This is a genomic window from Aestuariivirga sp., from assembly GCF_965227715.1.
Classification (GTDB): domain Bacteria; phylum Pseudomonadota; class Alphaproteobacteria; order Rhizobiales; family Aestuariivirgaceae; genus Aestuariivirga.
The window spans coordinates 2,594,716-2,614,980 of record NZ_OZ245771.1 but is presented as its reverse complement, the minus strand read 5'-3'; the positions used below and the strand labels follow the sequence as shown (position 1 = coordinate 2,614,980).

Annotated in this window: 23 protein-coding genes; 9 read left to right on the top strand and 14 right to left on the bottom strand. The window is 58.0% G+C overall.

What is annotated here, in order from left to right; genetic code table 11:
* Window positions 1-11: 11 nt before the first annotated feature.
* Both hpt and ACO06F_RS12365 read right to left on the bottom strand, forming a co-directional pair.
* Entirely contained in the window at window positions 12-575 is a 564-nt protein-coding gene (hpt, locus tag ACO06F_RS12370; protein WP_421693057.1) for a hypoxanthine phosphoribosyltransferase, read from the bottom strand.
* Window positions 572-1,270, bottom strand: coding sequence for a zinc-ribbon domain-containing protein (locus tag ACO06F_RS12365; protein ID WP_421693056.1), 699 nt, complete (start codon window positions 1,268-1,270; stop codon window positions 572-574). Before ACO06F_RS12365 ends, hpt begins: the two co-directional genes overlap by 4 nt.
* A 121-nt stretch (window positions 1,271-1,391) precedes the next feature.
* On the opposite strand from ACO06F_RS12365, the gene ftsE reads away from it, so the two are divergent.
* The 5 genes from ftsE (at window position 1,392) to ACO06F_RS12340 (ending at window position 6,419) form a co-directional block, all read left to right on the top strand.
* Entirely contained in the window at window positions 1,392-2,048 is a 657-nt protein-coding gene (gene ftsE / locus ACO06F_RS12360; protein ID WP_421693055.1) for a cell division ATP-binding protein FtsE, read from the top strand.
* A gap of 65 nt (window positions 2,049-2,113) precedes the next feature.
* Entirely contained in the window at window positions 2,114-2,935 is an 822-nt protein-coding gene (locus ACO06F_RS12355) for a cell division protein FtsX (RefSeq protein WP_421693054.1), read from the top strand.
* Window positions 2,932-3,666 (top strand): lysophospholipid acyltransferase family protein, encoded by a 735-nt coding sequence (locus ACO06F_RS12350; protein WP_421693053.1) that lies wholly within the window; start codon window positions 2,932-2,934, stop codon window positions 3,664-3,666. Before ACO06F_RS12355 ends, ACO06F_RS12350 begins: the two co-directional genes overlap by 4 nt.
* 63 nt (window positions 3,667-3,729) lie before the next feature.
* Window positions 3,730-5,973, top strand: coding sequence for an adenosylcobalamin-dependent ribonucleoside-diphosphate reductase (locus tag ACO06F_RS12345; protein WP_421693052.1), 2,244 nt, complete (start codon window positions 3,730-3,732; stop codon window positions 5,971-5,973).
* Between the two features lie 41 nt (window positions 5,974-6,014).
* Window positions 6,015-6,419, top strand: coding sequence for a hypothetical protein (locus tag ACO06F_RS12340; protein WP_421693051.1), 405 nt, complete (start codon window positions 6,015-6,017; stop codon window positions 6,417-6,419).
* On the opposite strand, the gene ACO06F_RS12335 is transcribed toward ACO06F_RS12340, so the two are convergent.
* Window positions 6,395-6,937, bottom strand: coding sequence for a gamma-glutamylcyclotransferase (locus tag ACO06F_RS12335; protein WP_421693050.1), 543 nt, complete (start codon window positions 6,935-6,937; stop codon window positions 6,395-6,397). The genes ACO06F_RS12340 and ACO06F_RS12335 overlap by 25 nt on opposite strands.
* An 82-nt stretch (window positions 6,938-7,019) precedes the next feature.
* On the opposite strand from ACO06F_RS12335, the gene ACO06F_RS12330 reads away from it, so the two are divergent.
* Window positions 7,020-7,889 (top strand): DUF2125 domain-containing protein, encoded by an 870-nt coding sequence (locus ACO06F_RS12330; RefSeq protein ID WP_421693049.1) that lies wholly within the window; start codon window positions 7,020-7,022, stop codon window positions 7,887-7,889.
* On the opposite strand, the gene ACO06F_RS12325 is transcribed toward ACO06F_RS12330, so the two are convergent.
* The 4 genes from ACO06F_RS12325 to ACO06F_RS12310 form a co-directional block, all read right to left on the bottom strand.
* Window positions 7,883-8,806: a prephenate/arogenate dehydrogenase family protein gene (locus ACO06F_RS12325; protein WP_421693048.1), complete on the bottom strand. Its 924-nt coding sequence runs from the start codon at window positions 8,804-8,806 to the stop codon at window positions 7,883-7,885. The two genes, ACO06F_RS12330 and ACO06F_RS12325, sit on opposite strands and share 7 nt — an antisense overlap.
* Window positions 8,803-9,903 (bottom strand): histidinol-phosphate transaminase, encoded by a 1,101-nt coding sequence (hisC, locus tag ACO06F_RS12320; RefSeq protein ID WP_421693047.1) that lies wholly within the window; start codon window positions 9,901-9,903, stop codon window positions 8,803-8,805. The genes ACO06F_RS12325 and hisC overlap by 4 nt, the downstream gene beginning before the upstream one ends.
* A complete protein-coding gene (locus tag ACO06F_RS12315) occupies window positions 9,900-10,682 on the bottom strand; it encodes a chorismate mutase (RefSeq protein WP_421693046.1) in 783 nt (260 codons plus the stop codon). The genes hisC and ACO06F_RS12315 overlap by 4 nt, the downstream gene beginning before the upstream one ends.
* A gap of 85 nt (window positions 10,683-10,767) precedes the next feature.
* On the bottom strand, window positions 10,768-11,508 hold the full coding sequence (locus tag ACO06F_RS12310) for a class I SAM-dependent methyltransferase (RefSeq protein ID WP_421693045.1): 741 nt from the start codon (window positions 11,506-11,508) through the stop codon (window positions 10,768-10,770).
* 66 nt (window positions 11,509-11,574) lie between these two features.
* Between ACO06F_RS12310 and gloB the strand changes: the two genes are divergently transcribed.
* Complete coding sequence (gene gloB, locus ACO06F_RS12305; RefSeq protein WP_421693044.1) at window positions 11,575-12,348, top strand: hydroxyacylglutathione hydrolase; 774 nt, start codon at window positions 11,575-11,577, stop codon at window positions 12,346-12,348.
* Here gloB and ACO06F_RS12300 read toward each other — a convergent pair.
* The 7 genes from ACO06F_RS12300 to ACO06F_RS12270 form a co-directional block, all read right to left on the bottom strand.
* Window positions 12,341-13,219: a DMT family transporter gene (locus ACO06F_RS12300; RefSeq protein ID WP_421693043.1), complete on the bottom strand. Its 879-nt coding sequence runs from the start codon at window positions 13,217-13,219 to the stop codon at window positions 12,341-12,343. The genes gloB and ACO06F_RS12300 overlap by 8 nt on opposite strands.
* Window positions 13,219-14,088, bottom strand: coding sequence for a DMT family transporter (locus ACO06F_RS12295; protein WP_421693042.1), 870 nt, complete (start codon window positions 14,086-14,088; stop codon window positions 13,219-13,221). The genes ACO06F_RS12300 and ACO06F_RS12295 overlap by 1 nt, the downstream gene beginning before the upstream one ends.
* A 181-nt stretch (window positions 14,089-14,269) precedes the next feature.
* On the bottom strand, window positions 14,270-16,786 hold the full coding sequence (locus tag ACO06F_RS12290) for a GcvT family protein (RefSeq protein ID WP_421693041.1): 2,517 nt from the start codon (window positions 16,784-16,786) through the stop codon (window positions 14,270-14,272).
* A gap of 104 nt (window positions 16,787-16,890) precedes the next feature.
* On the bottom strand, window positions 16,891-17,427 hold the full coding sequence (locus ACO06F_RS12285) for a DUF924 family protein (protein WP_421693040.1): 537 nt from the start codon (window positions 17,425-17,427) through the stop codon (window positions 16,891-16,893).
* A complete protein-coding gene (gene mobB, locus ACO06F_RS12280; RefSeq protein ID WP_421693039.1) occupies window positions 17,424-17,924 on the bottom strand; it encodes a molybdopterin-guanine dinucleotide biosynthesis protein B in 501 nt (166 codons plus the stop codon). The genes ACO06F_RS12285 and mobB overlap by 4 nt, the downstream gene beginning before the upstream one ends.
* Window positions 17,921-18,466, bottom strand: a complete 546-nt coding sequence (gene mobA, locus ACO06F_RS12275) for a molybdenum cofactor guanylyltransferase (RefSeq protein WP_421693038.1) — start codon at window positions 18,464-18,466, stop codon at window positions 17,921-17,923. The genes mobB and mobA overlap by 4 nt, the downstream gene beginning before the upstream one ends.
* A gap of 41 nt (window positions 18,467-18,507) precedes the next feature.
* The gene (locus tag ACO06F_RS12270) at window positions 18,508-19,092 is read right to left on the bottom strand and encodes an MOSC domain-containing protein (RefSeq protein ID WP_421693037.1); all 585 of its coding nucleotides are present in this window, start codon (window positions 19,090-19,092) and stop codon (window positions 18,508-18,510) included.
* A gap of 43 nt (window positions 19,093-19,135) precedes the next feature.
* On the opposite strand from ACO06F_RS12270, the gene ACO06F_RS12265 reads away from it, so the two are divergent.
* Together ACO06F_RS12265 and ACO06F_RS12260 are read left to right on the top strand one after the other, a co-directional pair.
* The gene (locus ACO06F_RS12265; protein WP_421693036.1) at window positions 19,136-19,372 is read left to right on the top strand and encodes a sulfurtransferase TusA family protein; all 237 of its coding nucleotides are present in this window, start codon (window positions 19,136-19,138) and stop codon (window positions 19,370-19,372) included.
* The gene (locus ACO06F_RS12260; protein ID WP_421693035.1) at window positions 19,369-20,247 is read left to right on the top strand and encodes a dimethylarginine dimethylaminohydrolase family protein; all 879 of its coding nucleotides are present in this window, start codon (window positions 19,369-19,371) and stop codon (window positions 20,245-20,247) included. Before ACO06F_RS12265 ends, ACO06F_RS12260 begins: the two co-directional genes overlap by 4 nt.
* The last annotated feature ends 18 nt before the right edge of the window (window positions 20,248-20,265 follow it).

The window sequence follows — 20,265 nt, the reverse complement described above, 5'->3', positions numbered from 1 at the left end:
TTGGTGCAGGATTAGGCTGAAACGAGATGTGCCGGAATGACATGCCCGACGAAAGGCAGTTCCCGGAATTGATGTGCCATGTCCATCCCATAACCAACCACGAACTTGTCTGGGCAGGTGAAGCCTTCAAAATCGGCTGCAATATGGGCAGCGAGATGGCCAGGTTTATTGAGCAGCACGGCAGTGTATGTGGCTTTTGCCCCGCGCGCAGCCAGAAGGTCCTTGGCGAAGGCTAGTGTTCTTCCCGATTCGAGAATATCGTCTATCAGCAGGACATCACGTCCACGAACGTCGGTTTCGATGTCGCGTAAAACCGTTACTTGGCCAGAGGACTTAGTCGACTTTTTGTAGCTCGACAGGATCATGAAATCCACTTCAGGCGATAAACCTGCATGATGCATCGCGCGGATCAGATCTGCCGCGAAAACAAAACTTCCTTTCAGGATGGGAACCACTAGCAGGTTGGTCGGTGCCCGTGACGCTATATCGGTCGCAATCGCGCTTACGCGATCTGCAATTTCTGCCTCGCTGAAAAGTACGCCAATGCGGTGTCCATCAATATTAAGCTCGGTCATGGGATAGCATTTGAGCCGATTTCATCCGCGCGGGCAAATCGAATTTCGACGTTGTTCGCGCTCTCGGGTGGCGCGGCTAGTCGTGTGACGAAAGTCGTGGTTTCGCCAGGTTTCAGTGGGCGGGCCTCCGTATCAAGGGTCCAATGATAGAGTTCTCCACTGTCCTTCGCTTTCAGCCCGAAACGAAGCCAGGGGATTTTGCGCGTCGTGGAAGAGACATTCTTAAGCTCTCCCTTGACGGCAATGATGTTTTTTCCGTCAACCAGTAGATGCTGGAGGTCAATTTGGCGAATCTCTACTCCATAAATATTCACCTCACGGTCCAACTGTTCATAAAGTGCCATGCTCGCAGGGAATGCAGAGACGACCTCCTCTGGAAACGCAAACACCCAGATGGCTGGGCATATGGCGAAAAGCGCGAGCCCTCCCCACGCGCCAGTATGGAGGAGGCGACGGCGCCGAAGAGTGTCGAATTCCTTGCGAGCAGTCTTTGCTGCATCAATCAAGCGAAGAAGCTCCGATGCAGGCTGGACAATGGCTTCCTCCGGGCTTGTGGGCTTTGCGGAACCATCAACTGCACTTCCTTCTAGCCAATCATGCCCGCAGGAGGGACAAGCGACCAGCGTGGCGCCTGAGCCAGAAGCAATGTTGGGAATATCACGGCGGGCGGAACATGAAGGGCAGCGGATGATCATTGGGTTCTCGGCTAAAATGGTGTGTAATGCGCGCTGTGGTTTAAGTTAAAGGGTGTTAGGGTTAATGCCCCGTTAAAGTTGGGATGGTTTAAGGGGGTCTGATTGAGAGGAGTACAGTGTCGTGCTGCGGCTGGAGAATGTCGGTCTCAGATATGGCGATGGTCCGGAAATCCTGCGGGACGTGAGCTTCGCGGTGCGGCCGGGTGACTTCTATTTTCTGACGGGGCCATCAGGCGCGGGTAAGTCATCTTTGCTCAAGCTCTTGTTCCTCGCGCTACGGCCCACACGCGGCAGCCTTCACATTTTCGGGGAGAATGTCGGAAGCGTGAGCCACAATAGACTGCCGCCGATTCGGCGCCGGATCGGTGTTGTGTTTCAGGAGTTTAGGCTGCTCGATCATCTCTCCACCTATGATAACGTGGCTCTTCCCCTCCGCGTTGCTGGAAAGGCGGAAGCGTCCTACAGACGGGATGTTATGGACCTTCTGGACTGGGTCGGCCTTGCTGAGAAATCTTCAGACCTGCCGCCAGTATTGTCCGGGGGCGAGAAGCAGCGCGCCGCTATTGCCCGTGCGGTTATCGCAAAGCCTCAACTCCTGCTCGCGGATGAGCCGACAGGCAATGTGGATCCACTGCTCGCCAAACGTTTGCTTCACTTGTTCCTGGAACTCAACAGGCTTGGCACAACGATGCTGATTGCAACCCATGACAGGGGATTAGTGCGGCAAGCGGAACGCCCTGTGTTGCATCTTGAGCAAGGGAGCTTGAATTTGCAATGAAGCCGGGCGCGATCATACCATCCAATGTCGCCTCCCTTACGTCCCTCACGGTTACAATGGCTGTGATGAGCTATCTTGCCTGCCTGGCGATCGGCGCACTCATCCTGGTTGACCGCGCAGTCACGAACTGGACCAGCGGTCTCTCCCGCGAGATGACCGTGCAGGTGCGGATTATAAGAGATACCGATATCGCCCAGGAAGTGGAAAAAGCCTACCGGATCCTTGCAGAATTTCCCGGCATACTGGAAGCAGAGGTGCTGGACGAAACCGCCGGAGCACGGTTGCTTGAGCCGTGGCTCGGCACGCGTTCTCTCGAGGGGCTTCCCGTCCCCCGCCTGATCCGCGTGGTCACGGACACCAAATCTCCACCTGATATACCGGCTCTTGAGAGAGCACTGTCGGCAGTCAGAGGTGCAAGGCTCGACACCCATCAAAAATGGGAAGCTGAACTCACTCGAATGGCCCGGGCGCTGTCAGTTCTTTCCTATGCCATTCTACTGCTCATCTCGGTATCTGCAATCGCTATCGTGGTGTTCGCCACGCGTGCGGTACTCCAGGCAAATCGCCACATCGTGGACCTCCTACATCTCGTCGGCGCCAGAGATAGCTACATCGCGAGGCAGATCGACGGGAGATTTCTACGGACCGGCCTGCTTTCTGGTTTCATCGGTGTCGGTCTCGGTCTGACGACGTTCCTCCTGCTTGGGGTATTCGGCGGGGCTAGCGAGAGTGGCTTCGCTGCTGCAAGCCTCGGCTTGCTCTTTTCTGCACCGAGCATCGCGGTGTGGAGCTATGGCTTCCTGTTTGCCGTTCCCCTTGCGGCGACTCTGATCTGTCTTATCACGGCCCGCATCACGCTGATGCGCCGCTTGGGTGTCATAACGTGATCTATTTCCGCTCCGCGCTGTTCAACACCATTTTCTACGTCAATCTGGTGCTGTTTCTGGTGCTCGGCTCCGGCTACTTTTTGACGCCACGCAAATGGTCAATTAGAGCGCTTCAAATCTGGGCGAAATCCTCCTTGTTCTGGTTGCGTGTAATCGCAGGTATTCGGATGGAGGTACGTGGGCAAAACAACATTCCGGAGGGCGCATGCCTTGTGGCCGGCAAGCATCAGTCCCTCTGGGAGACTTTTGCCATCCTTCCACTACTGGATGATCCGGCAATGGTCCTGAAGAAGGAGCTCACCTACATCCCCTTCTTTGGATGGTTCATTCACAAGTTTAGAATGATCCCGGTTGAGCGCTCCGCAGGGACACAGGCATTACGCGCTTTGATGGACGCCGGCGAACGGGCTGTCGCGATGGACCGGCAGGTCGTTATCATGCCGGAAGGAACGCGGCGCATGCCGGACGACCCGCCGGACTACAAGCCCGGGGCCGCGGCACTCTACGGTAAACTGAACGTACCTTGTGTACCGTTCGCGCTGAATTCGGGTCTGTACTGGCCGCGCCGCCAGTTTCTGCGCCATCCCGGAACGATCATCATCTCATTCCTCGAGCCACTTCCAGCGGGGCTCGGCCGAAAGATTTTTCAGTCTCGGCTCCAAAACACCATCGAAGCCGAGACGGCTAAACTTGTCTCGGAAGGCCGATTGAGAGACGGAAGGTACAAATAGAGAACAAACACTCGACTCGCGGCCCGTGCCGGATTACACTCAATTGTAACCGGAGGTTCTGAAATGGATAGCCTAGAGCATTCATCCCTTGATCCCGTATCCCGTGAGATCTGGGCAATGAAATACCGATACGTCCCTGGAGACGGCTCGGACGGCGAAACCAGCATCGAAGACAGCTGGCGGCGGGTTGCGCACGCTGTTTCATCTGTAGAGCGGCCGGATGATCGGGGAGTTTGGGCGGACAGCTTCTATCGCATTCTTGAGAACTACCGTTTTTTGCCCGCGGGGCGGATCCTGGCAGGTGCTGGTACAGAACGCCAGGTGACGCTCTTCAACTGCTTTGTAATGGGCCAGATACCAGATTCGCTGGATGGAATTTTCAGCCAGCTTAAGGAGGCCGCACTGACGATGCAGCAAGGCGGCGGCATCGGCCATGATTTTTCGACCCTGCGGCCGCAGGGTGCTCCGGTTAAGGGTGTTGGCGCGGATGCTTCTGGTCCGCTGAGCTTCATGGATGTCTGGGATGCGATGTGCAAGACAATCATGTCAGCTGGCACTAGACGGGGCGCGATGATGGGCACATTGCGCTGTGATCATCCAGATATTGAGGCATTTATCGCTGCAAAGCGGCAGGCGGGTCGCCTCCGCAACTTCAACCTGTCCGTCTTGGTGACTGATGCATTCATGGCCGCGGTGAAAGCGAACGCGGACTGGCCCCTCGTCTTTGAGGGACGCACGTTCAGAATTGTCCCTGCCGCAAAGCTTTGGGATCAGATCATGCAGGCCACGTACGATTATGCCGAGCCCGGCGTCATCTTCATTGATCGCGTGAATGCTGAGAATAATTTGGCCTATTGCGAAACAATCGCTGCCACCAACCCCTGCGGGGAGCAGCCCCTGCCGCCATACGGTGCCTGCTTGCTGGGTTCTCTCAATTTGACGCGCTTCATCAAAGACCCGTTCGCGGCAGATGCAGAACTGGACGAAACAGAACTACGGAAGACGGCGTCGACCGCCGTTCGCTTCCTGGACAATGTGATTGATATTTCGAAATACCCACTCTTGCAGCAACGGTCCGAAGCGCTCGCCAAGCGGCGGGTCGGACTAGGGATCACCGGCCTGGCTGACGCGCTAGCGATGTGCGGCCTGACCTATGGTACTTGGGAGGCAGCGGAGGCGGCCGGACGCTGGATGGGGACAATTGAACGCGCGGCATATGAGGCGAGCGTCCGACTGGCGCAGGAACGTGGTCCCTTCCCGCTATTTGACTTTCAGGAATTTGGCGCGAGTGGACACGTAACTGAGCTAGATGAGGACTTGAGGACTTCCATTGCGTTCCACGGTCTACGAAATGGCCTCCTCACCTCCATTGCGCCAACAGGAACGATTTCTCTGATCGCTGGCAACGTCTCCAGCGGCATAGAGCCGATCTTCAGTGTGCGGTATGAACGAAAGGTGCTGCAGGCGGATGGTTCCCGCCGGAGCGAGACGGTGACAGATTTTGCCGCATCTCTGTTCTGGCAGATGCACGGCGCAGGGGCTCCGCTGCCGTCCAGCTTCATTACGGCGGACGAGCTTACACCTTCAGCCCATCTCCTGATGCAGGCGGCGGTTCAGAAGCATGTGGATAGTTCGATTTCCAAGACGATCAATATTCCAGAACATCTTCCCTTCGAGAATTTCAAGGACGTTTACGAGGAAGCCTATGAACTTGGTCTCAAAGGCTGTACCACCTACAGGCCCAACGGGGTCACTGGAGCTGTCCTCTCGACGGTGTCTGTTGAGAGCCCGGTTACTCTAGCCACCGATGACCGCCGGCCGCGCGCTCGAGAGGAAGTGCTGCCAGGCATGACATATAAGTTGAGGTGGCCCGAGACTGATCACGCGATCTACATCACCATCAATGATATTTTTGAGAATGGGATTCGCCGGCCCTTTGAGATGTTCATCAACTCCAAGAATATGGAGCACTATGCTTGGACCGTGGCGCTGACGCGAATGATTTCCGCTGTGTTCCGCAGGGGCGGCGACGTTGCCTTTGTCGTAGATGAGCTGAAAGCCGTGTTCGATCCTCGTGGTGGGCAGTGGATGGGAGGGCGCTATGTTCCGAGCCTCCTTGCGGCCATTGGGGGCATCATCGAGCGGCACATGGTGGAGACGGGATTTCTCGACCCAGATCAGGTCCAAGGTCTCGTAGATCGAGCCGGCCACAGCGGTGTCGTATGTCCTCGCTGTGGAAGCGGCACCTTACTGTTCCAGGAAGGGTGCGCCACCTGCCTCTCCTGCGGCTATTCCAAATGTAGTTGAACCCTCTTGACAGGTGAGTAGAATGTTCTACATTTGTTCCTATGATGTATGGCTACTCCCTCTCCGCTTCTCTGCCCGAGGAAACCGGCCTCGGTGAACGCTTCTGGTATTGGCGCGGCGCGTCGGGCCAATCTTATATTCACTCCATTTATTCGCCCGGCCTCTGCCCGCCGGTGGCGGGCGCAATTTATGTTCTCGTTCGGAAGGTCGAAGGTGTGCGGCAAGCGTTTTTAGTGGGACTGTTCGGTGGTGATGGATTACTTCCGTCAGCCCAAATCCGTGGAGACGCAGATTTCGAAATCCATGTTCACCTGTTAGCGCGCGATGCTGAGGCTGCGGACAAGGTATTGCGCGACCTTCAGGCTGCACTCGTTTCTTCCGTTCAAAGTGCGCCAGAGAGGCGCGCCTACCAGAAGCCCTGTCAACTTGAGCTGCTTGCCGCCTGAAGCTCAAGCCTTTTTGCCAGGCGCTCCAGCCCCGGGTCATGAATTTTCATCTCGCGGAGGTGCGCCACAGTACTCATGACATAGTCGATGCAGTGTCCGGAGATACCGTGCCCCTTGCGGACATGATGTTCCAACAGTGCTTCATCGAGAACGCCCGCGTATTGACGATGGCTCCTGTCGACGACGTAAGTAACTGCCTCCACCGTGCGGCCACTTTCAAGCAGCCTGATGTTCTTTGTTTTCTCGATATAGACGGACGTCACCTGCTCTCGTCCCCTGAGATAGTCGAGCGTTTCCGCCCAGTGTTCGGGAAGAACGCTGAAAGCCATGCCGTGGCATGAACCTCCACGGTCCAAACCTAGAACGAGGCCAGGTTCTTCCGGTGTGCCCCGGTGAACGAAGGAATAGACACAGAGACTGCGGTGGTAGCCATGGACCTGCGCAGCTTCAATCCCGGCGTGGGTGAAGCCCGGCCGCCACATCAGTGAGCCATAGCCAAAAATCCAGAACTGATCCATTGTGATGGTCTGACTAACGCAAAAGCCGATCCAAGATCAAATGCCCAATGCCGCGCCCAGCTCCTGGAGGATGTTCCTGCCTTTGGGAATTGTCCTCGTCCTTGCCTTGATCTGGTCCATTTGCTGGTTCGTCGCCCTCGGCATTGCGAAAGAGCGGTTTGCCGCTGAGCGCGAAATCCTGGCCAATCAGGGAGCGGCGCTTTCCTGCACACAGGAAGACTGGGGTGGCTATCCCTTCCACCTGGAGTACTCATGCCGTTCACCTGTTGCAACAATTGTCGGCCGGGCAGAACTTCGTTCCAGTAACCTGCTCCTCGTCGCCCTCGCCTATGCGCCTTGGCAGATTGCGGCCCTTCTCGACGGTCCGACGACTGTCTCCGGACTGGGCCTCTCGCCCACGAAAGTCGATCACCAACGCGTATTTGCCGCCATCACCTTCAAAGCCGAGGAAGTGCCCACCGTTTCGCTTGAACTACCGGCACTCTCGGTCTCCGGGTTCGGAAAACTGAAGCAACTCATGCTGAGTACACGCCCGTCTCCCACGGAGGGAATGGACTTGGCAATCACCATCACGGGTCTGGAATATCAAAGTCCGGACCACGTACCGCTAACCGTGGACAGTGGCAGCTTGCTCAGCTCCGTCGTGCAGGATCAGACGTTAAAGGTCCAAAAGTTTGAATTGCAGCAGGGAACTCTGCGTTACTGGGGCTCTGGAACGCTGAGGCTTGACTCAAATCACCGCATCACGGGAAAGCTGGACACCGAAACCAATGATATCAGCGGCCTTCTTGCCGTACTCGCGCCACATCTGACGTTGTCTGCCGCGCAAATATCCAATCTCAAGACCATGCTTGGGCTTCTGGGCAATGCCGCAAAGGCGCCCGTCATCGCACAGGATGGCGCACTCTATATTGGGCCTTTCAAGATCGCTGACCTCACAGCAATTTATTGAGCTTTGGGCGGGTTACGCCCGAAATCTGGTGCGGCAGTGTCCTGACCCGCCGCAATGATACTGCGCCGAATCTGGCGGGAGCGGGTGAAGACATCGAACAGCGTCTCGCCATCACCCCACCTTATGGCTCGCTGGAGGGCGGAAAGATCTTCTGAGAAGCGTCCCAGCATTTCGAGAACCGCTTCCCTGTTGTTAAGGAATACATCTCGCCACATGGTCGGGTCGGATGCGGCAATTCTGGTGAAATCGCGAAAACCGCCAGCCGAGTATTTGATCACCTCGGAGGATGTGACTTCCTCAAGATCGGCCGCAGTCAGAACAATGTTATAGGCAATGAGATGAGGCAGATGACTGGTAATGGCCAGCACAAGATCATGATGCTCCGGTGTCATATTCTCCACGTTCGAGCCGCACGCGCGCCAGAACCCTGTAAGAGCTTCGACCGCCTTGGCATCCGAATCGGGCAGCGGCGTCAGAATGCACCAACGATTGATGAAGAGCTCGGCGAAACCAGACTCCGGACCGGACTGCTCTGTTCCCGCTATGGGATGGCCCGGAATAAAATTCACGCCCGGCGGGAGATGGGGCAGTACATCGCGCACCACTGCACCCTTGACGGACCCAACGTCGGTGAGCAGTGCGCCAGGCTTCAACGCCGGACCGATCTCCTGAGCAAGCGCGCCGTAGGTGCCGACGGGTGAACACAGAATGACAAGATCTGCATCTCTCACTGCGTCTGCTGCGCTGTCGAAGACCCTGTCCACAAGCCCAAGTTCCACTGACTTGGCACGTGTCGCTTCGCTTTTTGCATAGCCAGTAATCTCGCCGGCCAACCCCTTGCTGCGCATGACATGGGCCAGAGATGAGCCAATGAGGCCAATGCCAATGAGAGCTACGCGCTCGAACAGCACTGTCATGACAGGAAAGCCTTCAGCGTTGCGACCAGTCCGCGGTTTGCCTCTTCCGTGCCGATGCTTATGCGCAGGGCACCAGGCAGGCCGTAGGCGTCCATGCGGCGGACAACGAAGCCACGCTCCTGCAGCCAAATATCGGCCGCGTGGGCGTTTTGCTTCGTATCCGCCGGGAAATGCACCAGCACGAAATTTCCGCAACTGGGCGTGACCTCAAGCCCGAGAGCGGCGATTTCCGCAGTCATCCAGGGAAGCCATTCTTCATTGTGCGCAATCGCACGCTCAACAAAGTCTTGATCAACGATGGCCGCAGCTCCCGCCGCAATGGCCGGGGCGCTGATATTGAAGGGACCACGCACACGGTTCAGAACATCTGCCACATGGGCAGGACAATAGGCCCATCCCAGGCGCAGGGCTGCCAATCCGTGTATTTTCGAGAAGGTCCGTGTCATCACCACATTGCCGGATGTCGCGACCAGCTCTATCCCGGCCTCATAATCGTTGCGGCGCACATATTCGGCATACGCTGCATCCAGTACCAGCAGAACACTCGAAGGTAGACCCGCGTGCAGGCGCTTTACCTCGCTGAAGGGCAGATAACGACCAGTGGGGTTGTTTGGATTGGCAATGAAGACCATGCGCGTTCTCTCTGTCACGCATGACAGAATCGCATCGACATCCGCCAGGTAATCTTTCTCAGGCGCAACAACAGCCGTTGCGCCATTTGATTGGATGGCAATCGGATAGACAAGAAATCCGTACTGACTGTAGATCGCTTCGTCACCTTGCCCAAGATAAGCATGGGCGAGGAGCTGCAAAAGCTCATCAGACCCGGCCCCGCAGACGATGTTTTCTGCAAGAAGCCCAAAGCGGTTGGCGATTGCGGAGCGCAGGATGGCAGCGGATCCATCCGGATAGAGCTCAAGCGTGTTCGCGGCCGCACTATAGGCTTCCAGTGCTTTAGGGCTGGCTCCAATGGGAGACTCGTTGGAAGACAGCTTGTGGACCTTCGAACCTTTGGCGCCACTCTTTCCCGGAACATAGGCTGCAATTTCAAGAATGCCGGGCTTGGGCTGGGGGTGGTTCTGGTTCGTGCGTGTCATGGAAATACCTTGAGTGGCCGCGGGGCACTCCCAGCAATGCGGGCCCCCGGAAAACGAGTGAGAACGTCATGTAGCAGTGGAGCAGCAGCTTCGAGAAAACCAGGCAAGCTAACGAGAGTATAAGTGCCGGAGTGCGCCTGCCAGAGGTTGGATACGATGTCCAGGTCCTGGCCCGGAATCAGTACGAGCGTCTCATCATCTCCACTCGCCTGGGGCTCGGCATGGCCGAAGATGAGGAGCTGCGGCTGATTGCCATGCATGAGAACCGGAAGAGTTCCGATCACCTGAGCTCCACCCTTTTCCCGGGGGGCGAAGCCCTGAGCCCAATCAGAACTCGTCGCGATAACTGCAAGATCGCCTTGCGCCGTCAGCAGCGCCGCAAGTGCATCTTTCGGACTGGGATGCAAGACCACCGCCATGCCGCAGAAGTGCTGAGCAATCAATATGCGCGTGCTGAGGTCCTGCCCCAGAGCGGCATCCATGTGCAAGGTGACAGGTGCTTGTAACTGGATGGAGGCTGACAAGATGACACGCCAAAGACGCACCAGAAGTTCGGGAGGCAGCCTGCCCTCCGATTCCGCAGTGAGGCGGCGCATGATGACCGCCTCACGGGCAGGCCTGAATGGCGAGGAACTGATGGTTCCATCCTGCGCCTTGGAAGCCCGCACCCTCTCCGTGGCCACGAAGCGCTGTATGAGCAGGTGCAGCACTTGATCATCAATCAGATCGATCTCGCGGCGCAGGGCAACGAGTGGGATGTCGGGGCTCGAGGCAGTCATCGATCGGCGGGCTCGCTTATGGCTGGCGGTTATGCCGCCGGGGCGGGCTATTCATAGGCGCCAGCCCTGAAAATGCAATCCTGTCCTAGGGATGCCGCCATGCGCCCTTGGCCGGAGCAGTGGCCAGGGCCGGCCGCCCCCGGGGCGCCAGCCGGCGCGCTCGCTTGCCTGTGGCCACGGCATAAACCTGCTTGACGGCCTCAACGATGATCACGCCAGACAGCGCCTGCATCAGCCGGGAACCCATCGCTTCGATGGCGGGGGCCGCGGAAAGCAAGGTGCTGCTGGTAGATGGCGGAAAATACAGTGCATAGGACCACGACACGACCGAGAACTGGTTTTCCTTGAGTAGGGCAGAAAGCTGAGGTTTGGAAAATGGCTGCCCGTGGCCGAATGGCGAAGAGTCGAACCGTGCCCAAACCCCGCGCCGGTTGGGTACAACCAGAAAGAGGCGGCCCTGTGGTGCCAGCACCCGCCAGACCTCCCGAAGCATGTCCTGGGGGGCGTCAGTCAACTCGAGACCGTGGACAACGAGGGCCACGTCGACGACACTTTCAAGCAGCGGCAGATCACATTCATCGACCAGAGCAGACTGCACCGCTCCCTCCTCTGGCCAGCGAAACACGCCCTGGCGCGCCAACATGAAAGCAAGCTGGGCAGCAGGTTGGCCCACGCAGTCGGCCAGATACGGCATCGGAAAGCCAAGCCCCATCACCGTCGCACCCGTCAGGCCGGAAAACCGCGGCCGGAGCCGCGCGGCCAAAGAACGGCGGGTGGCCAAACCCAGCTTGCTGCCATAGAATTCCCGAAGATCAACGATGTCCATCGGAATAATGCTTATCTCCAGGTGGTAAACAGTTCATCGAAGACGACCAAGGGGTTGATCACTGCCATGAGCCAATTCGCATTTCACCAGTTTATCTGCCGTTCTGACAATTATGGCCTTCTTCTACATGACGGCAAGACTGGCGCCACTGCCGCCATCGACGCGCCTGACGCTGCTGCCGTCGAAGGGCAGCTGGATCGCCTTGGCTGGACGCTCACGGACATTCTGACGACTCATCACCACGGCGATCACGTCGAAGGAAACATTGCTCTCCAGCAGCGCTATGGGTGCAATATTACCGGGCCGAGACATGAGGCCGCGCAAATTCCTGGCATTAGAAGAGAAGTTACGGGTGGGGACACTTTCACCTGGGCTGATCGTGAGATTCTGGTCTGGGATTGCCCCGGGCACACGCTAGGCCATGTCGCCTACATCATGCCTGCGGAGAACGCCGCATTCGCCGGTGACACGCTGTTCTCGCTGGGCTGTGGAAGGGTATTCGAGGGCACTCTCGAAGACATGTACCGCTCCGTCAGTCAGTTTAAATCGCTGCCACCTGGCACGATGCTCTTTTGTGGGCACGAGTACACCCAGTCGAACGCCCGCTTTGCATTGTCTGTCGAACCGGGAAACGTCTCCTTGCAAGAGCGCGCGGCGGAAATCTCCGGGCTGCGGGCGGCCGGCAAGATGACATGCCCGTCAACCATCGGTGCCGAACTTGCAACAAACCCCTTCCTCCGCACAGGAAGTCAGGAGATCAGGGCTGGGCTGGGGATGAATGACGCCACGGATGAGGAGGTCTTTGCCGAACTCCGCCAAAGGAAAGATTCCTTCAGCTAGTCGCGCGCCTGAGCAGCATATCCTTGGCTGCGACCACGGCACCGGCTGTGATAAGAAGGCATGCCACCACCACGGGCCAGGCAAATGGCGCAAATCCGGCAATGACGAGCACAAGCGTGGAAAGCACCGGAGATGCGTAGGAGGCAGCTCCGAGCACCATGATGTCTCCGTGCTTCACGCCATAGTCCCATGTGTAGAAAGCGGCTCCAACGGGAAACAGCCCCAGTCCCAGAATGGCTCCCCACTGCAACGCATCCGTAGGCCACACCGTGGTTTCGAACACCAGATGGCAGACGGCAGACAGAAGCGCAGTGATCAAGCAGAAACCAGCCACGACGTCAGTCGACACCTGTCCGAACCGCCGTGACAAAACCGAGTAGCCTGACCAGATGATTGAACAGAGAAAGGCCAGAGCATGGCCCGTTGTGAAGCCGTGGGATAGCGAGAAGCCCTTGCCGCCGGTGATGATGACGACTGCGCCTGCAAGGCCCAGTGCAACGCCGGCTACATGGTGCACCCTGATCCGCTCGCCCGGAAGGAAGGCCGAGAACACGACGAGAAACAGTGGCCATAGATATGCAATGAGGCTGACTTCGACCGGCGGCGCGGCGCGTATGGCGCTGAAATAGACGAAGTGATATCCGAACAGGCCGGCAACCCCGAGAAGCCACACCCGCCAACTCTGGCGGAGAGCGCCAATGGCGCCCTTCCGGAAGGGCCATGTCACGGCACCAATTGTCCCGCCTATCAGAAAGGTCAGTGCTGCAAGCTGAAATGGCGGCACATTGCCGCTCGCGGCTGTCATTAGTGCCAGCAGCGCCCACATCAGCACCGCGGTGAAACCGATGAGCGTCGCAGTGGAGCTGCGCATCAGGTCGAACTCCGCCGCCCGTTCAGCCAGCGGTCACCGAAGATGGAGATCGCCACAGCACTAATGATGATTGCACCTCCGATGAAGGCGGCGTTGCTGGGAACTTCGCCCACCCCCAGCCAACTCCAGAAAGGATTGAGAACCGCGTCCAGCATGACCACGAGGGACAATGTCACAGCAGGGACCGCTTGGGCGCCCCTGGCATACAGCACTAAGGGAATGGACAATTGCAGTGGACCCATCAAGGCAAGAAGCAGGACTTGAAGTGGACCGACTTCGAAGCCTCCACCTGCATGGCCGCCAAAGATGTATCCCATCACCCCGGCAATGAAGAATGTCGCGAACCCGCCCACGCAGATGGCGGGCACCATGTCAAAGCTTCGGAATCGCCGCAGCGTAACGGTTTGACCTGCAAAGGAGATAGGCACCATGAGCGCCACGAGTATGCCGAGAAGATTGCCACCCGTGATGCTGTCCCATGCAATGACCCCCACACCAACCAGAGCCATGATTGCCGCAGCCCAGGATGCGAGCGAAGGGCGCTCATGGGTGATCCAGGGACTCAGCAGCCCCGTGAAGATCGGTGACAATGCACCGATCACTGACACGGTCGCCGTTCCGGCGAGTGTCAGCGACGTGACATAAAGTGTAGAGCCCGCGGTAAAGAAGGCTGCGGTTGCAAGCAGGGCGAAAACGGGAATGGCGCGGAATTTCCCCAATGTCTCCCGGCCATACACCGCCACCAGATAAACGAGCAGGAAGACCGACATCCAGAATCCGCGCCAGCAATTTATCTGCCAGCCATCGAGCCCCGGCAAAAAACGCACGAAGACACCCGCCAGGCTCCAGCCCACCGTGGCGCTTATCACGAACAGGATTCCCGTTCCGTATCCTGGTGTTGCTGCACGCATGTGGCGGTTCTGATTCGCTCCGTTCAACTCAGTTGTTTGCTCGCGCCCCACAATTTCTGCAACGCCTGCCGACCCCTGCCTAGAACTTCAATGGGCCGCACCTGCTGGCACGGCCCACTGTTTGGCAGCTACGCATGAATCAGGCGCGCAACGCCTTGTTGTCTGGGTCATATGGGCTCTCGGCGATTACAACAGCCTTGAACACCTTGCCAAGAATCTTGATTTCGAGTTCCGTGCCGACCGCCGAGAATTCTGGACGCACCATGCCGAGGGCCAGCGATTTATTCACACGGAAGCCATAGCCACCATTGGTGGCGCGCCCGATCAGCTGCCCCTTGCTATAGATGGGCTCAGAACCGCGGGCGTCCGAATCGGCGTCCGTTACACCATGAACGTCCATCGTCACGAAATTCCAGGAGAGACCCTTCTGCTTTGCCTCCACCAATGCATCACGCCCAATGAACTGGCCCTTGTTGGGGTGCACGAAGCGGTCAAGTCCCGACTCATAGGCATTGTATTCGATCGAGAGCTCGCGCGGCACAAGCCGGTAGCTCTTCTCGATCGAAAGAGACGACATGGCCTTGATGCCATAGGGGCGGATGCCGAATTCCCGGCCCGCATCCATGAGGAGGTCAAACAAGGCAATCTGCTGTTCGATCGGATGGTGGAATTCCCAGCCGAGCTCTCCTACGAAATTCACCCGCAGGGCATGGGCCGTAGTGTGTCCGACGCTGATCTCCTTGCCGGAAAGCCACGGGAAAGCGTCATTTGAGAGATCCGCATCGGTCAACTTCTGCAAGACCTTGCGCGAGTTCGGCCCCGCCAGCACCAGAACACCGAACCGGGTGGTGATTGCGTTCAGCCGCACGGAGCCATCAGCAGGGCAGAGCTTCCGGAGGTAATCATGGTCATGGCGTTCATAGCCACCGGCAGAGACCAGGTAGAAGCGGCCCGGCGCCCACTCATAGACCGTGAATTCCGAGCGCACACCTCCGCGCGGCGTCAGCAAATGGCAGAGCGCAATGCGGCCTTGTTTTTTCGGAATCTTGTTGGCGAGAATGGACTCAAGCCACTCACGTGCGCCAGGACCGGAAACCTCCATCTTCGCAAACGCCGACATGTCCTGGATTGCCACATTGTTCATCACGTTGCGGCATTCCTCGCCGACGAATGGCAGGTAATTCGACCGCCGGAAGGACCATTTCTCCACGATCCGCCCATCATCCGTGGGCGGAGCATAATTGTGGTTGGTCAGAACATCGGGGCTGTTGATTTCTTCCTTTGTGAGGGCATAGCCCTTGGGTGCAAACCAGCCGGGGCGCTCCCAGCCATAGACGGAGCCGAAAACGGCGCCCAGATCCTTCATCCGGTCATAAACCGGTGTGCGCTTGAGGGGACGTGCGGCTGAGCGCTCCTCATCCGGATAATGCGGTGTGAAGACGTTGGCGTAAGCCTCTTCGTTCTTGACCTTCAGATATCCCCGCGTCGCATAGGGGCCAAAGCGCCGGGGATCCACGCCCATCATGTCAATGGAGGGCTCACCCTCCACGATCCATTCCGCCAATTGCCAGCCTGCGCCACCAGACGCCGTCACCCCGAAGGAGTGCCCTTCGTTCAGCCAGAAATTCCGTTTGTCCCAGGCCGGCCCGATGATCGGCGACCCATCGGGCGTATAGGCAATGGCACCATTGTAGACCTTCTTGATGCCGACTTCGCCGAAGGCCGGAACGCGCGCGATGGCTGTCTCGATGTGGGGAGCGAGCCGGTCCAGATCTTCCTGGAAGAGTTCATATTCGCTCTGGTCGGAAGGCGCATCCATATAGCAACAGGGGGCACCGTGTTCGTAGGGTCCAAGCAACAGGCCCCCGTTTTCTTCCCGCATGTACCAGGAGCTGTCGGCCTCGCGGAGCACGCCCATTTCGGGGAGACCCTTAGCCTGGCGCTCCCGTATGAGCGGATGGGGTTCGGTAACGATATATTGGTGCTCGACGGGGATCACGGGGATGTCGAGACCCACCAGAGCGCCGGTCTTGCGGGCAAAATTGCCAGTCGCTGAAACGACGTGCTCGCAAGTAATATCTCCCTGGTCGGTTTTCACCAGCCATTCGCCATTGGCTTTCTGTTCGATGCCGGTAACCGTAGTGTTGCGATAGATCTCGGCGCCGCGGGTTCGCGCACCTTTGGCCATGGCCTGTGTCAGGTCGGCCGGTTGAATGTAGCCGTCATCCGGGTGCTGAATGGCGCCGATGAGACCCTCGGTCTCGCACAGCGGCCAAATTTCCTTCACCTGAGCTGGCGTCAGCATATTAACTTTGATGCCGATCGTCTCTGCAACGCCGGCGTAATACATGAACTCGTCCCAGCGGTCCTTGGTTCGGGCGAGGCGGATGTTGGATACTTTCTTGAAGCCCACATGCTGCCCGGTCTCCGCCTCGAGGGAGTCATAGAGCTTGACTGAGTATTTGTGGATCTGGCCGACCGAATAAGACAGGTTGAACAGTGGCAGCAGGCCAGCGGCATGCCAGGTTGAGCCCGAGGTCAGTTCCTTGCGCTCGATCAGAACGACGTCGCTCCAGCCCTTCTTGGCCAAGTGGTAGAGCGTACCGACGCCCACCACGCCCCCGCCGATAACGACCACGCGCGCATGTGTTTTCATGGGTGAAATCCCTCAAAGAGCCCGAAAATGGAATTGAGGGCACAATAGTGAGGTGGATTCAACAGTCGTGAGGCGGAACGACCGGGACAGGGCGGATTCCGACACTAGCCCGCGAAACCGCCTGCTTTGAGGAAGGCCAGCTCCTGGGGCGTCGACACCCTGCCAAGTAAGGCATTCCGGTGCGGGAAACGTCCGAACCGGGCGATGATTTCGAGATGGACCTGTGCCCAATGCGCCATTTCTGAAAGGCCCATGGTTTGGAACAGGGCAACGCCGCGGCGCTGTGCATCAAGATCCTCGGCATGCTCGAAGGGCATGATGAGCCAGCGGGCCCGCGGAGGGATGAGCTTCTGATGATATCCCTGACCGATCCATCTCTTCGCCATCCGGAGTGCCTTGGTATCTGCCGCAAAGGCCAGAGAACTGCCCCGATTGATGTTGCGTGAGACCTGGTCAAGCAACAGGACCAGACCAAGGGCACCTTCCGGTGTATTGCCCCAGTGATCGAATTCGCCCAAGCGAGCCTTAGCCAGTGCACTGCTGAAGCGGACCTTCAGTGCACCGTCAAAGGCATCGTCCTTGGTAAACCAGCGCCCCTCTCCAGCCTCCTCCCAGAAATCCGTAATGTGCTGCGGGGTCATGTCAAACCCGAATGCTGTTCGACGAAGCTGGCAAGAGCAGAAACATCGTCCCTGTCGAATACCGGAACCGGCGCATCGCGCAACGGACCATTCGCAGCAATGGCGACGACCGTGGGGTCATCTCCGGCGAGCTGAGGATGCGTGAGTTCGATATTGCGGACTTCGATCTTGTCATGCGTGTCACGCTTGTATCCTTCGACAATGACGAGGTCACAGGGCGCGAGCTTGGCAAGTATCTCGTCCAGTGTTGGTTCCCTGTCCCCGCGCGACTCATGAATGATCGCCCAGCGATGGCTTGATACCACTGCGACCTCCGAAGCACCCGCCTTCCGGTGACGGAAACTGTCACGTCCCTCATGGTCGATATCGAAAGAATGATGCGCGTGTTTCACAGTTGAGATGCGATGGCCGCGCAGTGTGAGCTCAGTGACGAGCTTCTCCACCAGTGTGGTTTTGCCCGCATTCTTGAAGCCCGCAACACCGATTACCCTATTCATAGCCCGAACTCTGCCGCAATACGCTCTGCCTCCGCAAGCTCCTCAGGCGTGTTGACGTTGAAGAACGGGTCATAGGGTTCCATGGGCCAGTCGATGACGGCCGCTCTGCAACTCCTCGCCCAGTCCTGGAGCCGCGGCGGCTGAGACTGTCCCAGCGCCAGCTCGAGGGTCTGCCGTAACTTGGGTGACCACAGCCCCGTGAGAAAATGCTGCTGCCCCCCGGATGATGCGATCGCCGCGTCTTCACAAGATGACTTAAGGCGCAGGACGAGATCAGCAGGAAGGAACGGCGCGTCCGATGGAACAGTGAGCACCGCGTGAAAGCCTCGTACCCCAGCAGCGCTTAAAGCGGCATGCAGCCCCGCAAGCGGAGTTCTGGCAGGCAGGACATCTGCAATGAGCTGAAGCCCAAACTCCCAAAACCTCTCCTCGCCACCATTGGCATTGATGAGTATTCTGTCAACTTGCGGCGTAAGCTGGGTGATGATGCGGGAAATGATCGTCCGGTTCCGAACCGTGGCAAAAGCCTTCTCACGCCCCATCCGGGAGGAACGCCCACCCGCAACGATAACAGCCGCAATGGTCATCCGTGTGCGTAGATGCGCTGTGGTGGAATCCAGATGGTGATCTTGTCTCCCTGCTGGATGCTCCCTTCAGCTTCAACCCAGGCAACAACGCCACGCTTGTGCATTGCTGCCGAAACAAATCCCCTTGTTGCTTCCGGGTGATGCTCGGCAATGATGTCAGCGGGGTAACGGCAGGGATGGTTCTCGGCATCGACAACGAGCATTGCACCCGACGGGAACTTCATCCGTGATGACGGCGGCAACAGGGTTAAGTCTGGAACCCCGTGAATGATCATGTTGGCGCCCACCCACTCTGGCCGAACGGCGGGGATTCCCATGCGTTCAGCCACCTCTGCAAGTTCTTCCGCGGAGAGTATTGAAACCTGCCGTGAATTGCGCACTTCCGTGTTTCGGACGTATTGCTTCAGCATGCGGCTGTCGGACTTTCGTGTAAGGCCGCCGTGGCAGTCGCCTTCCATCCCTGTAAACAAGAAGCGCGCGTCGCGGACCCTTTGCTTTTCGAGACCTTGGCTCCGGTCCGGGTTGGCAAGCAGCAGGTCCACGGTGCCTTCGAAGGACAGTTTCGTCAGAAGCTCTGGCAAGTCTGTAACTCCTTTCACACCAATGCTACCGTCTAGCCTGACCATGTCTGAAAATCATTCCGAAATCACGCTGGATCTGTCTGGGCTGCTCTGCCCTCTGCCCGTGCTGAAGGCCCGCAAGCGCCTGGACGCCATGGATTCTGGTGCCATACTCAAGGTCATTGCCACAGACCCCATGTCCGCCATAGACATGCCTCACTTCTGCAACGAGCAGGGCCACACGCTTCTGGAGCAGGCGAAGGATGGCGGCGCCCTCATATTCAGGATCAGACGAAAATGACCTTTGATTTCGGTGCCTTCAACAACTGGGGTCCCTTGAAGAAAGTGGCAATCCGCGATGTCACGGCTGCCTTCGTTGATGACGCCAAGATTGATGCGGAATGGAAGGATCTGAACTTCCATTCGCGTCCGAACCTTGCCAATGCACTCAAAGAATATGCAGTCGTAGATGAGATCCTCACTGCCAGCGGCGCGGAGGTTATCAAACTGCCGCCCGCGCCCGGGCTGACACTGGATTCAATCTACACCCATGATGCATTGATTGTGACGCCGCGCGGACTGGTTAAACCCCGCATGGGCAAGTTGCAGCGGCGGAAGGAATCAGAGATTAATGGTGCTGTTCTTGGGCAGCTTGGCTTTCCGATCGCAGGCGAAATCACCGGCGAGGGCAAGGTCGAGGGGGGAGATCTTGTGTGGATCGACCGGTATACATTGCTGGCGGGTGTCGGCTATCGAACCAATCTTGAGGGTCTTCGCCAATTGGGCGAACTTGCTGGCCCTGATGTTGAAATCCTTTGGTTTGATATGCCGCATTACAAGGGCCGCTCGGACGTCTTCCACCTGATGTCCTGTCTGTCGCCGCTCGATCATGACCTTGCCGTTGTCTATCCGCCTCTGATGGCTGCCCGGCAGATCGAGTTCCTGGAATCCCGCGGCATCAAATTCGTGGAGGTGCCGGCGGAGGAGTTCGACACCATGGGCTGCAATGTCCTGGCTCTGGGTCCACGCCACGCCATGATGGTGGAAGGCAATCCCGAGACCGAGCGCCGCATGAAGGCTGCGGGCGTCAAGGTCGAGGTCATCGAGGGCTATGACATCTGCCGAAAGGGCGAGGGCGGGCCGACCTGCATGACGCGCCCTCTGGTGCGCGGCTGACGCAAGAAGGGGCCGGGT

Coding starts and splice junctions, on each gene's coding strand:
- hpt (WP_421693057.1), bottom strand. CDS start 575: ATGACCGAGCTTAATATTGATGGACACCGCATTGGCGTACTTTTCAGC.
- ACO06F_RS12365 (WP_421693056.1), bottom strand. CDS start 1,270: ATGATCATCCGCTGCCCTTCATGTTCCGCCCGCCGTGATATTCCCAAC.
- ACO06F_RS12355 (WP_421693054.1), top strand. CDS start 2,114: ATGAGCTATCTTGCCTGCCTGGCGATCGGCGCACTCATCCTGGTTGAC.
- ACO06F_RS12345 (WP_421693052.1), top strand. CDS start 3,730: ATGGATAGCCTAGAGCATTCATCCCTTGATCCCGTATCCCGTGAGATC.
- ACO06F_RS12340 (WP_421693051.1), top strand. CDS start 6,015: ATGATGTATGGCTACTCCCTCTCCGCTTCTCTGCCCGAGGAAACCGGC.
- ACO06F_RS12335 (WP_421693050.1), bottom strand. CDS start 6,937: ATGGATCAGTTCTGGATTTTTGGCTATGGCTCACTGATGTGGCGGCCG.
- ACO06F_RS12325 (WP_421693048.1), bottom strand. CDS start 8,806: ATGACAGTGCTGTTCGAGCGCGTAGCTCTCATTGGCATTGGCCTCATT.
- hisC (WP_421693047.1), bottom strand. CDS start 9,903: ATGACACGCACGAACCAGAACCACCCCCAGCCCAAGCCCGGCATTCTT.
- ACO06F_RS12315 (WP_421693046.1), bottom strand. CDS start 10,682: ATGACTGCCTCGAGCCCCGACATCCCACTCGTTGCCCTGCGCCGCGAG.
- ACO06F_RS12310 (WP_421693045.1), bottom strand. CDS start 11,508: ATGGACATCGTTGATCTTCGGGAATTCTATGGCAGCAAGCTGGGTTTG.
- gloB (WP_421693044.1), top strand. CDS start 11,575: ATGAGCCAATTCGCATTTCACCAGTTTATCTGCCGTTCTGACAATTAT.
- ACO06F_RS12300 (WP_421693043.1), bottom strand. CDS start 13,219: ATGCGCAGCTCCACTGCGACGCTCATCGGTTTCACCGCGGTGCTGATG.
- ACO06F_RS12290 (WP_421693041.1), bottom strand. CDS start 16,786: ATGAAAACACATGCGCGCGTGGTCGTTATCGGCGGGGGCGTGGTGGGC.
- ACO06F_RS12285 (WP_421693040.1), bottom strand. CDS start 17,427: ATGACCCCGCAGCACATTACGGATTTCTGGGAGGAGGCTGGAGAGGGG.
- mobB (WP_421693039.1), bottom strand. CDS start 17,924: ATGAATAGGGTAATCGGTGTTGCGGGCTTCAAGAATGCGGGCAAAACC.
- mobA (WP_421693038.1), bottom strand. CDS start 18,466: ATGGGGCGTGAGAAGGCTTTTGCCACGGTTCGGAACCGGACGATCATT.
- ACO06F_RS12265 (WP_421693036.1), top strand. CDS start 19,136: ATGTCTGAAAATCATTCCGAAATCACGCTGGATCTGTCTGGGCTGCTC.
- ACO06F_RS12260 (WP_421693035.1), top strand. CDS start 19,369: ATGACCTTTGATTTCGGTGCCTTCAACAACTGGGGTCCCTTGAAGAAA.